We start from the raw sequence: 16,719 nt of genomic DNA on the forward strand, positions 1-16,719 counted from the left end.
CTACCTCCAAGGACAGTCGCCCCGTGAGCCACGAGCCCTGGGATGCCCTGCTGAAAAAGCACGTAAATGAGCAGGGCATGGTCGATTATACCGGCTTTCAGGCCGATAGCACCACATTGAACACCTATTTGACCACGCTCAGCGACAACCTGCCCAACGATAACTGGAGTGAGCCCGAGCGCCTGGCGTACTGGCTGAATGCCTACAATGCCTTCACCATTCAGCGCGTCATTCGGGCCTATCCGCTCAAAAGCATCAAGGACCTGGGCGGCGACAAAACGTTGGTCAACACCGTCTGGGACCAGCCTTTTATCCGCCTCGGCAACGACAAGCACACCCTCAACGATATTGAGCAGCGCATTGTCCGCAAGAAGTTCGACGAGCCGCGCATTCACTTTGCCCTGGTGTGCGCGGCCATGTCGTGCCCCAAGCTGCGCCGTGAAGCCTACGTCGCCGCCCGCCTCAACGAGCAGCTGGAGGACCAGGCCACTAACTTCATCAACGACCCCACCAAGAACAAGCTTACGCCCGCCGATAAGCCCGAGGTATCGAGCATCTTCAACTTCTACCCCAAGGATTTCGCCAAAAATGATAACTCCATTCAGAAGACCATAAACCGCTACGCCACCCAGAAGATTAACCCTGACGCGACGCTGACTTATATGACCTACGACTGGTCGGTGAACGAGCAGAAGAAGTAGCCAGACTCTTTATCAAGTACATTGATTGACAAAAAGCCCCCCAGCAAAGAAGTTGGGGGCTTTTTTGTTAGTGCTTCTCCAGCGGAATAAAGAGCAGAAAATATTTATTCTCTGATTATTAAAATAATTTAAAGTAATATTTAACTGAGATTACAAGAGGGACAGTTTAACTTAAAAAATGAAGGAATTGGTTTATATGATTATCATAAATTATTAATATATTAAATAATTAAATCGAACAACAATTATTTATTGCCGTAAAAATAAGTAATCAGTTTATATCAATTGATTCGTAAATAAATCTAGCTATGAAAGCTTCACCTCAAATTTTGCTGCTTCTATTATTCGCACTCTTCGCTACCGGCTGTGCTCAACAACCTGGTGTTACCGTTGGCAGCGACCAGCGCGGCGGCCCCGATGTTAATGTCGGAACAGGCGTAACTACTGTAACCCCAACCGATGCTCCTGATTTCAGCAAGTACAAAACGTACTCTTGGGCAAGCCAAGTAAGCGACCCGCAAAACAGTAGTTATTTTCTTAGTGACTTAATGTTCAAGGTAATGTTACGCGACGCCGTGCAGCATGAGCTGGTCAGCCGTGGCTACACGTACCAACCTACGGGCGGCGACCTGGTAGTCAATTTCCGAACGTTCGATGAGCCGGTTGAAATTGTAAGCAACACCAATCTAGGCGATGCCTACTGGGCTTCGACCGAGACGTATACCAACAATGATCAGCGTAAGATCAGCCTGGATAAGGGCAGCATTTTGGTTCAGATGATTGATCGGGAAAAAGGAGTTGGCGTGTGGCAGGGCTATGCTTCTGGCCTCACCGATGGTAATCTTTTTAATAAAAATAAAGACAAAGTATATGTTGCCGTTGGTCAGATCTTCGAGCAGTATAATCATCGAGCTGATAAATTATAATTCTTGATATTATTCCACAAATTAAAAAAGGGCAAAACATATGTTTTGCCCTTTTTTAATTTGTGCTTTTATTCGGACTGTATAGAAGACAAGCTGAGCAGTAAAGATCCAAACCTTATACCTTTCTAACTATACTGCTGTGCACGAATCTTTCTTGGGGCTACTGCTGTTTATCTATCTTCGCAACCTACTCTTACTTTACAGACGGCAACTGCTGCTTTTTCTTTGCTATTACCTTCCAATTTCGAACACAAAATAGGCTTCACGCAGCTGCGTGAGATGTTGGACTCCTTGTGTCTGAGTGCTTTAGGTCGGCATTTTGTGGCCAAAATGCAGTTCCAGACCAAGCACGACCAACTGCAGAAGCTGTTGCTCCAAACCGATGAGTTCCGCGTCCTGCTCCAGTCGGGCGCCGACTTTCCCAGCCAGCATTACCATGATGTGCACCCGCATTTGGTGCGCGCCAGCCTACCAGGTGCTTACCTGGAGGTGACGGCTTTTTTTGCAGTAAAAATGAGCCTGCGCACCATTCGGCAGGCGCTCACTTTCTTTACCCACGCCGAGGAAACGCTGTATCCGACCCTGCGCCTGCTGGGCATCGGCGTGCAGGTAGACCGCAACTTGTTGCTGGCGCTGGACAAAGTGGTGGACGACGAGGGCCAGGTGCGCGACAACGCCTCACCGCTGCTCATGCAGCTAAAGCAGGAGCTGATTGCCCGCCAGGGCCAGTTGCGCAAGCAGATTGCCGGCATCCTGCGCCACGCCAAAACCGAAGGCTGGATACCCGGCGACGCCGAGCCTACCATTCGTGGGGGGCGTTTAGTGCTGCCCGTTATTGCCGAGCACAAGCGCCGCGTCAAGGGCCTGATTCACGACGAGTCGGCCTCGGGCCAGACGGTTTTTATTGAGCCGGAGGCGGTTTTTGAGTTAAACAACGACATCAAAGACCTCGAAAATGCCTACCAGCGCGAGCTCATCCGCATTCTCACCCAGCTCACCGATCAGCTGCGGCCCCACATTCCGGACCTGCGCAAAGCCTATCAATACCTGGGTCTGCTGGACTTTGTTCGGGCTAAAGCCTTGCTGGCCAGTCGACTGGAGGCGTCTTTGCCCACGCTGCACCCGCGTCCGCTGATCAAGTGGGAGAAGGTGCGCCACCCGCTGTTGTACCTCACGTTTCGGGAGCAGCCGAAGGAGACACGTCGCGAGGTGGTGCCTTTGAGCATCGACCTGAATCCTGAGCAGCGCATTCTGCTGATTTCGGGGCCGAACGCGGGGGGCAAATCCGTGGCCATGAAGACCGTGGGCCTGGTGCAGTACATGCTGCAATGCGGCCTGCTCATCCCGGCCGGCGACGGCTCCGAAGCGGGCGTATTCGACGATATTTTCCTGGATATCGGCGACGAGCAAAGCCTGGAGAATGACTTGAGTACCTATTCGTCGCACTTGCTGAATATGAAGCAGTTTTTGCTCTTTGCTGGCAAGAAAAGCTTAGTGCTCATCGACGAATTTGGCACCGGCACCGAGCCCGCGCTGGGTGGTGCCATTGCCGAAGCCGTGCTCGACGAGCTCAACCGCGCCCGCAGCTTCGGCGTGATTACGACCCACTACACCAACCTGAAAAACTACGCTGAGCGTTCGCCCGGAATCGTAAACGGGGCCATGCGCTACGACCCCGAGCGTTTACAGCCGCTGTATCGGTTGGAAATCGGTAAGCCGGGCTCCTCGTTTGCCATCGAGATTGCCCGTAAGATTGGCTTGCCCGCCCAGCTTGTGGAGCGCGCTACCCAACTCGTGGGCAAGGACAAAATCCGCTACGACCGTCTGCTGGAAGGCCTGGAAAAGGAAAAATCTGATCTGGAGCAGCGCACCGCCGAAGCCGAAAAGCAGGAGCGCCGCCTCAAAAAAGCCGCTCAGGAATACCAGGACCTCAAGCGCCACCTCGAAGACACCCGCCTCGACGTATTGCGCGACGCCAAGGCTAAAGCCAAGCTGTTGCTCAAGGATACGAATCAGCAAATTGAGGCCACCATCCAGGAAATCCGCTCGGCCCAGGCCGATAAGGAGCAAACCAAGCAGGCCCGCCAGAAGCTGGACGACTACGTAAAAAAGGAGCTGCAAATTGAGCCGCCCAAAGCCCGCCCGACCCGCGAAACCGCCGACGCCGCCACCCTCCGGCCCGGCGACAAAGTGGCCCTCATCGGCCAGGACGGCTACGGCGAAATCATGAGCCTGAAAGGCAAGACGGCCGAAGTATCGTTTGGCGGCATGAAAACCATCGTCAAGATCGCGCAGCTCGAAAAGCTGGGCCGCGCCGAAATCAAGGAGCGGGAGAAGAAAGCCGAGCGAAATGCCCCCCAGAGCTCCGGCCTGAACATGACCGGCCGCATGGCTAACTTCAGCCCCAACCTCGACCTGCGCGGCGAGCGGGCCGAAGACGCCCTGCAAAAAGTAATGGCCTTCGTCGACGACGCGGTGATGCTGGGCATTCCCGAAATCAAGTTCGTGCACGGCCGCGGCAACGGCATTCTCCGCCAGATCACCCGCGACTACCTGCGCTCCGTGCGCTCCGTAGCCAGCGTCGCCGACGAACACGCCGAACGCGGCGGCGATGGTGCGACGGTGGCGGTGTTGAAGTAGTTATTTTGATTAGATAAGAACGAAGCTCCCCTCCTCAGACGAGGAGGGGACGCCGTCACGAAGTGGCGGCTGGGGTGGTTGACCTCGTTGCTGATGTTGTTCGTCGAAGAAAACCTGCTTCAGGACAACATGCTAAACAATCAAACAACGACCTCAACCACCCCAGTCTCCGCTACGCGGTGACATCCCCTCTCTGCTTCATGCGCAGAATCATCTGAGGAGGGGAGCTTTGTTCTTACATAATGTTCACCTCGGGGTGCAGCTCTACGCCGAACTTCTCTCGTACCGAGGCGATAATCTCGTGGGCAAGGTCTCGGATATTTGCCCCCTGGGCACCGCCGTGATTGACTAATACCAGGGCTTGGTGCTCATGCACGCCGTGGGGGCCGAAGCGGCGACCTTTCCAGCCACACTGCTCGATAAGCCAGGCGGCGGGCACTTTTACGCCACCGGGTACGGGGTAGCCGGGCAACTCAGGGTGCTGGGCTTTCAACTCGTCGAAGCGATGCTGGGAGAGTTCGGGGTTCTTGAAGAAGCTGCCCGCGTTGCCGATTTGGGCGGGGTCGGGGAGCTTACTGCGGCGGATGCGGATGACGGCCTCGCTCACGTCCTGGGGCGTGGGGTCGGCCTCGATGCCCATGTCGGCGAGGGTGGTACGCAGGGCGCCGTAGCTGATATTGAGCTGATGCTTGCGTTGCAGCCGCAACACCACGCTGGTCACGATAAACTGGTTTTTGAGCGGGCCCTTAAACACGCTTTCGCGGTAGCCGAAGCCGCACTCTTCGCGGGTAAACGTGCGCAGGCGGCCGGTGCTGGTTTCCAGGGCTTCCAAGTGGTCGAAGGTATCCTGCAGCTCAGCTCCGTAAGCGCCGATATTCTGCAACGGCGCCGCGCCCACCGTACCCGGAATCAGCGACAGATTCTCAATGCCGCTCAGGTTCTGTTGCAACGTGTACTGCACCATGCCGTGCCACGATTCGCCGGCACCGGCACGCACCAGAGCGGTGTCGGTGTCTTCGTCCTGCTCAATAACTTCGAGGCCTTGAATCTCGTTTTTGAGTACTACGCCCCCGAAATCCTGGGTGAAGAGCAAGTTGCTGCCGCCGCCCAGAATCAGCTTTTCGGCCTGCTGTACTTCGGGCAATGCCAACAAGCCGCGCAGCTCCTCTACGTTGCGGAAGCGGGCAAACAAGCGGGCCTTGACATCGATGCCGAAGGTATTGTAGGCGCGCAGGGAAACGTCGTGTTCGAGAAGGGAAGCCGAAGCCATAGGGAAAGCGAAAAGGTGATTTGGCAGTAAAAGTAGCGCCGTGGCTGCTAAAAAAGCCCCCCAGCACCTAAACGCTACCCCCCAACTGCTTAGCGCACCCGGTAGCCGCTCACGGCATAGTAGAGCAAATAAGCATAGCAGAGCGCCGGCACCACGAAGGCCACACGTAGCCCACCCCCATCGGTGGCCAGCCAACCCATGAGGGGCGGAATGATGGCCCCGCCTACGATGGCCATGATAAGGTAAGAGGAGCCTTGCTTCGTGAATTGGCCTAATCCCTTGATAGCCAAAGGGAAAATAACCGGCCACATAATAGAGTTGCACAAGCCGCAGAGCACAATAAGCCATAAAGCAGCTTCACCTGTGCTCAGAATAGAAGCAACTACCAGCGCCACGCCAGCCGCGCACACAGCTATCAGCATGCCGCGGTTGTTGAAACGCAGCAACAGCGGAATGCCCACCAGTCGGCCTACCAAGGAGCCAAACCAGTAAGACGACACCAGCACCGCACCTACGGCTTTAGTAAAGCCCCCTGAAGTGTCGATGGGCGCAGGCTCCTGACCAAAGAATACTAAAGCGTAGTTGGTCGCCACATTTAGCCCTTGTACTAAGCTTTGAGTGAAGTCGCTAAGTTGCCGAATCCCCTGCGACTCGCCGTAGCGAATCAGAAACGAGCCCAAGCCAACCTCCACGCCCACGTACACGAAGATAGCCACAACGCCCAGCACCAAGTGCGGAAAGCTGAGTGCGCTCGTGCGTGTTGTAGCCTGACCATCTGCTCTCGGAGCCGTTTCTTCGGCGGGCAGACTTTCAAGTTCGGGTAACTTTAACAAGAAAAACACCCCGGCCAAAACCATTAGAAAAGCCGCCAGACCCAGGTAGGGCCCTTTTACCAGTTGGGCCTCCTGGTCCAGGCGCTGCGCAACTGGAAGGGCGGCCAGCTGGGCTTTGAGCGCCACAGAGCCACCGAATAAGATCAATCCGCCAACCAGTGGCGACAAGGCGCCACCAAAATTATTGGCGACCCCGACGATGCTTACCCGCGCCGCCGCATTGCGCGCCGGCCCCAGCACCGATACGTAGGGGTTGGCTGCCACTTGCAGCAGCGTAATGCCGGCGCCGAGTAGGCCTAAAGCCGTGAGAAACAAGGCGAAGGTGCGCGAATTAGCTGCTGGCACGAATAACAACGCGCCGCAGGCCATTACCAACAAACCCAGCACAATACCATTTTTGTAACCCAGGCGCTTGAGTACAAAGCCAGCTGGCAGGGACATCAGAAAATAAGCCCCAAAAAACGCCGACTGCACCAACGATGACTGCAAATCCGTGAGCTGGCACACGTCCTTGAGATAGGGCATGAGCACGTCGTTGAAATTGGTGACGGCCCCAAAGAGGAAAAACAGGGCCGTCATGGCCAACATGGGCACGACGTAGCTGTGACTGGTAGCGCTAGCGCCGGTAGTAACAGGAGAGGAGGAAGTTGTAGGAGCAGCCATTGCGGGCGGGAAGGGGAAAGTTGTGGGCCTTAAAGATAGAAATAGTGAGCGAAGCTTGTTGGAATACTAGTGGGCCGTCAGAACGACAAGCTCCCCTCCTCAGCGGAGGAGGGGACGCCGTGCCGAAGGCGCGGCTGGGGTGGTTGGCGTCGTTGCTGATGTTGTTTGGGCGTTCTAAAAGGCGGTCGTGCCAAGGCCTTGTTGTTCAAAAAGGCGGTCATGCAGAGGCGGAGCCGAAGCATCTCGCGTGCTGATGTTGCAATGGTAATCCAACGACCGCGAGCGAGATGCTTCGGCTCCGCCTCTGCATGACCGCCTTTCGAATCGTTCTCTCAAACAACTAAACAACGACGCCAACCACCCCAGCGGCGGCTGCGCCGCCGCGTCCCCTCCTCGGCTGAGGAGGGGAGCTTGCCGTTCTGCCTTGCTTTTCCCGACCTTTACCCTTCACACCTAAAAAAGCCCCCCATGGCCGACAACCGCCGCGACGAACCTTTTTTCATGACGGCTACCACCCAGTTTGGCCTCGAAGACGTGTTGACTCAAGAATTAGAGCAGCTGGGGGCCAAAATTGAGCAGGTACACAGCCGGGCCATCGAGTTTAGGGGCAATAAGCAGTTGCTCTATGAAGCAAACTTGTGGTGTCGCACGGCCATGCGCATTCTAAAGCCTTTCGCCGCCTTTTACGCCCCCGACGAAAAAGCCCTGTACCGCGAAGTAGGCCGCGTTGACTGGACCCGCTACATTCGGCCCGATCAAACCTTTGCTATCACGGCGGTGGTCAATAAGTCCACGTTTGAGCACTCCTTATTTGTAGCTCAGTTAACTAAGGACGCCATCGTAGATCAGTTTCGCGACCGCACTGGCTCGCGGCCCAGCGTGGACGTAAACAAGCCCGATATCCGTCTGCATCTGCACATGCTGGACAACGAGGTGACCTTGTCGCTCGACGCCTCGGGCGAGTCGTTGCACCGGCGCGGGTACCGGCAGCAAACCAACGCGGCCCCGCTCAATGAGGTGTTGGCGGCCGGCCTGTTGTTGCTCACCGGCTGGGATGGTAAGAAAACGCTCGTGGACCCCATGTGCGGCTCGGGCACCATCCTGACTGAAGCGGCACTCATTGCTCAGCGCATCGCGCCCGGCCTGTACCACCAAGGCAAGTTCGGCTTCGAGAACTGGCCCGACTTCGACCTTGCCCTCTGGGAATCGGTGCAGCTCGACGCCCGCAACGCTCAGATTGAAGAGCCCCAGGCCTACATCGGCGGCTCCGACATTTCGCCCGAGTTCTTGGAACTGGCCCGCCAGAACGTGGAAGCTGCCGGCCTGGAAGATTATATCCGCCTGGCTGTGCGCGACATGCGCGAGGCGAAAGCGCCTAAAGGTGACCCCGGCCTCGTAATAATGAACCCGCCGTATGGGGAGCGAATAGGAGAGGAGGCACAGATGGCCGAGCTATACAAAATGATTGGCGACACGCTTAAGTCAACCTTCCAGGGTTACGACGCTTACATTTTCACGGGCAATCTGGATGCAGCTAAGCGCGTGGGTTTAAAAGCCTCACGCCGCATCCCGCTCTTCAACGGGCCTATCGACTGCCGCCTGCTGAAGTATGAGCTCTACCAAGGCTCACGCAGAGTAGCACGGCCCGAGTAGTAAACCGGCCACTTAAAATCTATATATCAGAACGTCATGCAGAGCACAGCGAAGCATCTCGCGTGCTGACGTTAGGTTTGTAATCCAACGTCAGCACGCGAGATGCTTCGCTCCGCTCTGCATGACGTTCTAGTGTTTTGCTTAGCATTGTTGGTTGTCACAGCTCATTCTGGTCCTTCTCACCTAAACCCTCAACTACATGAAAAAACTCTATTCAAACCTGCTTTTGCTAATGCTGCTGGTACCGCTTTGGGCAATGGCTCAAACCCCGGCTATCCAACGCGTAAATCCTACCAACTGGTGGGTAGGGATGAAGGAGCCGAAGCTGCAACTGCTCGTGTATGGCCCGAATGCCGGCACCCTGACTTACAGCATCAATTACCCAGGCATAAAGCTGATTAAAACCAATACCGTCGAGAATCCGAATTACGCCTTTCTGGATCTGACTATTGCCGGCTCTGCTAAGCCCGGTACTGTCCAGATCGTAGGCAAAAAAGGCCCCCAGACTGTAACCCAGGCCTGGGAATTAAAAGCCCGCGACAATTCGCCAAAAGGCCAGGGCGTCACGCAGGCGGACTTTATCTACCTGGCCATGCCCGACCGCTTCGCCAACGGCGACCCAGGCAACGACAAGTTCGCCGATATGCGCGACCCCAACCACGATCGGAGCAACGGTTTCCTGCGCCACGGCGGCGACCTGGCCGGCGCTACCCAGCGTCTGCCGTATCTTAAAGACCTGGGTGTTACGGCCGTGTGGTTTACGCCGGTTATTGAAAATAACCAACCCTTAACCAATGAGGGCGGCAGCATGCGCGCTTCTTACCACGGCTACGGCTTCACCGATCATTACAACGTGGACCGCCGGTTGGGGGGCAATTCTGCCTATAAAGCCTTCGTGGAGAAGGCGCACGCGGCCGGTATGAAGGTCGTGCAGGATGCGGTTTATAACCACATTGGCAATACGCACTGGTTTATTCAGGATTTGCCCATGAAAAGCTGGCTGCACCAGTGGCCAAGCTATACCAATACATCCTACCGCCAGCAGCCCATCACCGACCCGTACTCTTCCCAGATAGACAAGAAGATTACGCTGGATGGCTGGTTCGTACCCTTCCTGCCCGATCTGAACCAAGAAAATCCCTACGTAGCCAACTTCCTGATTCAGCACGCCATCTGGTCGGTGGAGAACTTTGGCGTAGATGCCTGGCGGATTGATACCTATATGTACAATGACCAGCCGTTTATGAACCGCTGCAACGCGGCTCTGCTCGCCGAGTACCCGCGTATTCACATCTTCGGGGAGTCGTCGGTGAATAACGTGGTGGATCAGGCCTACTACGTGCGCAACAACATCGATTTCAAGTTCAAGTCCAACCAGCCTGGCGCCTTGGACTTTATCCTGGAAGGCGCTATGGTAGAGGGACTAAAGCATGATGGTGGCCCCCAGCGCATGTACGAGGCCCTGGCGCAAGATGCAGTCTATCAGGACCCGACCAAGTTTGTCACCTTCCTCGACAACCACGACCACGACCGGTTTCTGTCGGTGATGGGCGAGGATTTCGACAAGTACAAAATGGGCCTGACCTGGCTGCTTACCACCCGCGGCATCCCATCTATGTACTACGGCACCGAGATTCTGATGAAGAACCTCAAAAACCCCACCGACGCCGAGGTCCGCAAGGACTTCCCCGGTGGCTGGCCCGGCGACAAGCAAGATAAATTCACGGCCGCTGGCCGCACAGCCAAGGAAAACGAAGCCTTCCAGTTCGTCCGCACCCTGGCTACCTATCGCCGCGACCATCCCGTGCTGCACTCCGGCAAGCTCATGCAGTATCTGCCCCAGGATGGCCTCTATGTGTACTTCCGCTATGATGATAAGGGCACAGTGATGGTCGCCACCAACGCTACTGATAAACTCATTAGCATGCCCACGGCGCGCTTTTCAGAGCGGATGAATGGCTTTAGCAAGGCTCGTAATGTGCTTACGGATGAAACGTTAGCTAGCGTTGCTACCGTGCAGGTGCCCGCCAAAACCGCTCTTGTGTTGGAACTGATGAAGTAGCAAATAAGAGGTTGTAGAGACGCAAAATATTGCGTCTTGTCATTGTGGACGTTATTTAACCCTGTCGTTCAACTCCTAGACGCAAAATATTGCGTCTCTACTACAGTTTTGTACAATATAGCATCAAACAAAAAGGGAGGCGCCGCATTGGCACCTCCCTTTTTGTGTTTTACGAGAATATATAGGGCATTTAAGCCTTGTAGCTCTTACAAGCTTCTACGCAAGCCCGGCAAGCAGCGGCGCACTGCTGGCAGTGCTCGTGCTCGTGACGGCCGCACTCGTCGGCGCACTTCTGACAGATTTCGATGCACTCGCGCATGATGTGCTGGGCATGGTCGGAGCCACGGGCTATAAAAGCGGCCGTGAGTCGGCAGATGTCGGCGCAGTCGCGGTCGAGGCGAATGCAGGGCACCATCATCTGAATGTTCTCTTCGCTTAAGCAAGCATCGGAGCACATTTCGCAGGCCGCGATGCAGCGGCTGAGGGCGTCGAGTACCGTCTGGGCGTTCTGGTTTTGAGTGGCGTAGGTGCGGGATTGTTCCATGATAAAAAGGATCTGGTTTATAACACGTTAGCTTACTCTTACGCCGATACTGGTGTAAAGGATAGTGCAGGATTGTGCGGGCAGTGAATACAATTCCTGCTTTAACGTCTTGAAAATGCCCCCAGACCGTCAAAACTCACCTTAAAGTTAAAGTGGACACTGCTTGCGCAACTGCTGGTAGCCTGCGTGCTGATCGAGGCCAGTGATAGACTCGAACATGCTGACAAAGGCGCGTACCAGCTCAGGGTCGGCCGTGAGCATGGCCCGCGCCTCCGTAAGCTTGTTGAGGTTGTATTGACCCAGAAAAATAACCAAAGCCCGAAACGGCTCGGGCCCCTCCAGGTCAATCTGAATAAACACTTGCAAGGGCAGCACGGGCAGCCGCAGGTGAGGGCCCAGGCCGGCTGCTTTTTGCTCCTGGTGCCTGGGGGCAGCATCGAAAGCGACTTGCACTTCCTCCAGTGTGCGCTGATGAATTTGCCGCTGGGTATCCCAATCAGCTTCGGTCAGGGGCTTGTCGGGGTTGAATTGCTGCCAAAACGGCTGCACGTACTGGCTAAACAGAGGGTTGTCGGCAGCGGTAGGGGGAAAGGCCGCTAACTGCTCCTCGGTGCCGAGGGTAGCCAGATAAAACTCACGGGCGTCCTGGACGCGGGCCAGCAGCAAGTCGTGAATGCGGGAAGTCAGCAGGTGTAGCTCGCGCGGGTTGAGGGGCGGGTGGCGGAAGTACTCATACGGCTTACCGATGGCGGCCGAATCGGTCATGATGGCCACAAACTCGCTGTTGGCGGCGCGGTCCAGGAACTCCCGCACTTGCTCCAGAATAGGCTGCAAGCCTTTGTGCAGCTCACGGGTAGCATCAGAAATAGTGTCCACGGCCCGCCTGATTTGCTGGTCAATGGCGTAGTTGGAGTGCGCTAATTGTTGGGTTTCATGGGCAATACTCTGCATCTGTCGCAGGGCTTCATCGGTTTTACGGGATGCCTCATCGGCCGCCCGCCAGCTCTGAAATGCTACAAACAAGCCCAGAAACGAGGCCACGCTACCAATAATGGAATAGTGCCCGATTAGGGCCTGGTACAGGTTTAAGCCCAACGCAATCAATACCACCAGCAAAGCCAGGTAGAATAAACTGTTTTTGGCGGGGTCGAATAGAAAGGGGCGGCGGTGCATAGATGGGTAAGCAAATGTTTTGGTCTGAACGCAAGGAACGGGCGCAGGTTGTAGGGTGTTTTGACCCTTATACAAAACCCCAAAACGTCATGCTTCATCTGGCGTCCGCCCGTCGAAGCATGACGTTTTGATTTTTTGTGACGACGCTGCAGGCAGGCTTTTATTCTGCCTTTCAACTCCCACCTAACCGCCGTATTTTTACCGAATGTTATTTGCCCCCCAAACCTATACGCCGACCTTAGAATCTGCCCGGCAAGTCTTAAAGCAATACTACGGCTACGATTCGTTTCGGCCTATGCAGGAGGAGATTATCTCCTCTATATTGAGCGGACGAGATACGGTGGTGCTCATGCCGACGGGGGGCGGCAAGTCGGTGTGCTTTCAGGTGCCGGCCGTGGTGAGTGAGGGCGTGTGCGTGGTGGTGTCGCCGCTGATTGCCTTGATGAAAGACCAGGTAGAGGCATTGAAGGCCAACGGCATTGCGGCGGCGGGCATCAACAGCAGCATCGGGCAGAGCGAGCAGAACAACATTGGCGCGGCCTGCATGAGTGGCTACCTCAAGCTACTGTACGTGAGCCCCGAGAAGCTGCTTTCGCCGGGCTTTCTGCAGTTCTTACAGCGCCTAAAAATCAGCATGTTTGCCATTGACGAGGCCCACTGCATCTCGTCGTGGGGCCACGATTTCCGGCCCGAATACACGCAGCTCCGGCTCTTGCGCGAGCAGTTTCCGCAGGTGCCCATTATTGCCCTGACTGCCACCGCCGACCGCCTTACCCAGCGCGATATTCAGCAGCAGTTGCGCCTGAGTGAGCCCCAGGTTTTCACGGCCAGCTTCGATAGGCCCAACCTCAACCTCATCGTGCGGCCGGGCCAGGACCGCGTGGGGGGCATTTTGGAGTTCCTGGATCGTCACCCCGATCAGCCGGGCATTATCTACTGCCTCTCGCGCAAGCAGTGCGAAACCTTGTCGCAGAAGCTAATAGCCAAAGGCTACCGCGCTGGCCACTACCACGCCGGCATGACGCCCAACCAGCGCTCCTCGGTGCAGGAAGGCTTTTTGAAGGACGATTTGCAGGTGATTATTGCCACTATCGCCTTCGGTATGGGCATCGATAAGAGCAACGTGCGTTGGGTGATTCACTACAATCTGCCCAAAAATATCGAGGGCTACTACCAGGAAATTGGCCGCGCCGGCCGCGACGGTACCGATGCCACGGCCCTGCTTTTCTACAGCTTCAGCGACGTGATGAGCCTTCGGGACATGCTCACCAAGGACAACCCGAACCTTACTCAGCTTAACCTGACTAAGCTGGAAAGGATGCAGCAGTTCGCGGAAGCGGCCAGCTGCCGCCGCAAAATCCTGCTCAACTACTTCGGCGAAACCCTAGCCACCGACTGCGGCAACTGCGACATCTGCCGCAACCCGCCCACCACGTTCGACGGCACGCTCATTGCTCAAAAGGCACTGTCGGCAGTGGTGCGAATGCGGGAGCGGGCCAGCATTGGTCTGCTCATCGACGTGCTGCGCGGCATGCGTAACCAAGCCGTGCTCAGTGGCGGCTACGACCAGATAAAAACCTACGGCGCCGGCGCCGATTTGCCTTACCTGGACTGGTACAGCTACGTGCACCAGATGCTCAATGACGGCCTGCTTTATATTGCTTATGAGGAAGGCTACTCGCTGAAAATCACGGAGCTAGGCAAAGAAGTGCTGCAAGGCCAGCGCCAGCTGCCGCTTAAACAATTTAAGCCTGCCGAGAAGGCTGAAAAAACAACGCGTGCCAGTCGCAAAGCGGCCCAGGCTGCTGTCAAGCCCGCCGATGCTACGACAGCTCTGTTTGAGCGTCTTCGCCAATTGCGTAAGCGCATTGCCGATGAGCAAAACGTGCCACCCTACGTGATTTTTACCGATACGACCTTGGAAGAAATGGCAGCGGAAAAACCTGTTTCGCGGGTGGCGATGCTGGCTATTTCGGGCGTGGGTATGAAGAAATTCGAGACCTATGGTGAGGCCTTTATCAAGGAGATTCTGGAGCACAGGGGTGGTGGCGCGCCCGACGCGAGCAATACGGTGTACGCCGATAGTACGGATGGCCTGGAAGAAATGCCCCCCACGCCCGCCCCACGCAAGCGCGAAGTGGGCGACACCCACGAAACGACGTTTCAGCTGCACCGCGTGGGCCTGAGTGTAGATGCCATTGCCGAGCGCCGCAGCCTGAGCACCGGCACCGTGCGCGCCCACATTGAAACGCTCTACGCCAAAGGCTACCAGATTCGGTTGGAGGAGTTTCTGACCATGGATGAATTTGCCGAAATTCAGACCGCCCGCGACCAGCTCGGCGGCGAGCCGCTACTGCGCGACTTGTTCGACCACCTGCGCGAAAAGCACGATTACTTCAAGCTACGGCTGGCGGTGCATTATCAGAAGCGGCTGCGGGGCGAGTAGTATTGCAGGCGTTGGGTTCCCGCAGCGGAAAATCCGAGGGTCGGCTAACGCCTTCCTTCAGGTCGCGGAGTGCTGACGATAGAACACTGCGAACCTCCGCGTTTTCCTCTGCGCTCCACTGCGGGAACCTCTTATCTATAAAAAAATAATAGCTAATTGAATTAGTAAAGCTGCAAGAATGTTGCTAATTTCACGAGCCGGTAATGTTTTGATGTCGAAGCTTTTCCCGTCTCTCTTTAGCGATGATTAACACGAACTTAAAATTCTGGCGCCGTGAGCTAGGCCTCACCCAGGCGCAAATGGCCGAGAAGCTAACTATAAAACGCTCTTTAGTGGGCGCCTACGAAGAAGGCCGCGCCGAGCCCAAACTCACGACCCTCGTAAACATGGCCCGCTTGTTTGGCATTACGCTGGACGCGCTGGTAACCACTGACTTTAGCAAAAAGAGCGTAGCCAAAGCGGCGATGCGCCACCTCGACCCGGCCCTACAAACGCCCGAGCCGCCGCGCCCCGCCGACCGTCTGCGCGTACTGGCGCTTACGGTCGATAAAGATCAAAACGAGAACATCGAACTGGTGCCTCTAAAGGCCAGCGCTGGTTACCTCAATGGCTATGCTGATGCCGAATTCATTGAGGAACTGCCCAAGTTCCGTCTGCCTATGCTGGGCTCCGGCGGCACGTACCGCGCCTTCGAGATTGAAGGTGACTCGATGCTGCCCATTGCCTCGGGTACCGTCATCGTCGGCCGCTACGTAGACGACTGGCTGACGCTGAAAGACGGCACGCCTTGCGTGGTAGTAAGCGCCAAGGAAGGCATCGTGTTTAAGCGCGTGTTCAACCGCCTGAAGCAGGGTGCTATGCTGACTCTGCACTCCGACAACCCCGTGTACTCGCCCTACGAGATTGACGTGGAGGACGTGCTCGAAATCTGGGAGGCCAAAGCTTATATCAGCAGCACTTTCCCGATTGCCGACCTCTCGCTGAACCGCCTGGCCAGCATTGTGCTGGACCTCCAGCAGCAGATGACGATGTTGAAGAAGGCCTAAGCGCAGCTACGCACTCAGCTACAATAAAAGGCACGAATCGGAATGGTTCGGGCCTTTTTGTTTTATCGGTACTATTCATCTATGGTCCAATTCCCAAGAGCAGGAGTAGGGCGCCAGCGAAATGACAGCGGGTCGAGGGCTCGCATGGTACAAAGGATGCCGTCGAGGTGGTCGCATTCGTGCTGAAGCAGCTCGGAGATACCATCCTGCACGGTCCAGATTTGGGGCTGCCAGTGCTCATCGAGATAGCGCACCGTGACCTGCTGATGGCGGCGCACTTGCACCAGCAGATTGGGGAAGCTCATGCAGTCATCCCACAGCTCGAAGGTGGCCGTGCTCAAGTCTACCAGCTCAGGATTGAGGAGTACGTGAGGCTGTCCGTCGAGGTGCAGGTACACCAGGCGCTTCATCACCCCAATCTGCGGGGCAGCAATGCCGCGGCCAAAGTGGTAAGTGGCTCTGATATCGGCCATTACCGCGTGCAGGTCAGCCACCCAATCTGCTACTAGCGGCAACTCTTCTTCCAGTACTGGCGCGCACTGCTCGTAGAGGCGGGAGTCGCCCAGCAGCACTATATCGGCTATGGTTTTCATGCCCCTAAGGAAAGCATAAGTTGACTTTTATTGATTACTGGCTTTTACCCGCCGCTGGGGGGCATTTCATTGACAAAACGCCCCCCAGCGGTAGGCCTGGGGCCATAGAGCTAACTTACCTGTGCTGCCTCGCGTATGCGAAAGTATTGGCCATCAACCCAACCAGCCC

12 protein-coding genes are annotated in these 16,719 nt (G+C 56.0%); 7 read left to right on the top strand and 5 right to left on the bottom strand.

Translation table 11 applies throughout. The annotated features are described in order from the left end of the window. The 3 genes from MKZ35_RS18875 to MKZ35_RS18885 form a co-directional block, all read left to right on the top strand. Nucleotides 1-701, top strand: a 701-nt coding sequence (locus tag MKZ35_RS18875) for a DUF547 domain-containing protein (RefSeq protein WP_482514797.1), incomplete at its 5' end; no start/stop codon positions are given. 308 nt (nt 702-1,009) lie between these two features. Next, nucleotides 1,010-1,627: a DUF4136 domain-containing protein gene (locus tag MKZ35_RS18880; RefSeq protein WP_482514798.1), complete on the top strand. Its 618-nt coding sequence runs from the start codon at nt 1,010-1,012 to the stop codon at nt 1,625-1,627. A gap of 225 nt (nt 1,628-1,852) precedes the next feature. Then, a complete protein-coding gene (locus tag MKZ35_RS18885) occupies nt 1,853-4,267 on the top strand; it encodes an endonuclease MutS2 (RefSeq protein ID WP_482514799.1) in 2,415 nt (804 codons plus the stop codon). 235 nt (nt 4,268-4,502) lie between these two features. Here MKZ35_RS18885 and murB read toward each other — a convergent pair whose 3' ends face one another. Beyond that, on the bottom strand, nt 4,503-5,537 hold the full coding sequence (gene murB, locus MKZ35_RS18890) for a UDP-N-acetylmuramate dehydrogenase (RefSeq protein ID WP_482514800.1): 1,035 nt from the start codon (nt 5,535-5,537) through the stop codon (nt 4,503-4,505). An 89-nt stretch (nt 5,538-5,626) separates the two neighbouring features. Continuing rightward, nucleotides 5,627-7,033, bottom strand: a complete 1,407-nt coding sequence (locus MKZ35_RS18895; protein ID WP_482514801.1) for a sugar MFS transporter — start codon at nt 7,031-7,033, stop codon at nt 5,627-5,629. A 468-nt stretch (nt 7,034-7,501) separates the two neighbouring features. Here MKZ35_RS18895 and MKZ35_RS18900 point away from each other — a divergent pair, with 468 nt between their 5' ends. Together MKZ35_RS18900 and MKZ35_RS18905 are read left to right on the top strand one after the other, a co-directional pair. Continuing rightward, complete coding sequence (locus tag MKZ35_RS18900; RefSeq protein WP_482514802.1) at nt 7,502-8,686, top strand: THUMP domain-containing class I SAM-dependent RNA methyltransferase; 1,185 nt, start codon at nt 7,502-7,504, stop codon at nt 8,684-8,686. 199 nt (nt 8,687-8,885) lie between these two features. Then, nucleotides 8,886-10,748: an alpha-amylase family glycosyl hydrolase gene (locus MKZ35_RS18905; RefSeq protein ID WP_482514803.1), complete on the top strand. Its 1,863-nt coding sequence runs from the start codon at nt 8,886-8,888 to the stop codon at nt 10,746-10,748. Nucleotides 10,749-10,938: 190 nt separating this feature from the next. Here MKZ35_RS18905 and MKZ35_RS18910 read toward each other — a convergent pair whose 3' ends face one another. After that, entirely contained in the window at nt 10,939-11,292 is a 354-nt protein-coding gene (locus MKZ35_RS18910; RefSeq protein ID WP_482514804.1) for a four-helix bundle copper-binding protein, read from the bottom strand. 147 nt (nt 11,293-11,439) lie between these two features. Then, entirely contained in the window at nt 11,440-12,465 is a 1,026-nt protein-coding gene (locus MKZ35_RS18915; protein ID WP_482514805.1) for a hypothetical protein, read from the bottom strand. A 205-nt stretch (nt 12,466-12,670) separates the two neighbouring features. Here MKZ35_RS18915 and recQ point away from each other — a divergent pair, with 205 nt between their 5' ends. Both recQ and MKZ35_RS18925 read left to right on the top strand, forming a co-directional pair. Beyond that, a complete protein-coding gene (gene recQ / locus MKZ35_RS18920) occupies nt 12,671-14,911 on the top strand; it encodes a DNA helicase RecQ (RefSeq protein WP_482514806.1) in 2,241 nt (746 codons plus the stop codon). A 242-nt stretch (nt 14,912-15,153) separates the two neighbouring features. Beyond that, nucleotides 15,154-15,957 carry a helix-turn-helix domain-containing protein gene (locus MKZ35_RS18925; RefSeq protein WP_482514807.1) on the top strand — a complete coding sequence of 268 codons (804 nt, stop codon included), beginning with the start codon at nt 15,154-15,156 and terminating at the stop codon, nt 15,955-15,957. Between the two features lie 71 nt (nt 15,958-16,028). On the opposite strand, the gene MKZ35_RS18930 is transcribed toward MKZ35_RS18925, so the two are convergent. Continuing rightward, complete coding sequence (locus MKZ35_RS18930) at nt 16,029-16,550, bottom strand: peptide deformylase (RefSeq protein ID WP_482514808.1); 522 nt, start codon at nt 16,548-16,550, stop codon at nt 16,029-16,031. Between the last annotated feature and the right edge of the window lie 169 nt (nt 16,551-16,719).

The sequence above is a fragment of the Hymenobacter sp. R533113 genome, from assembly GCF_056835965.1.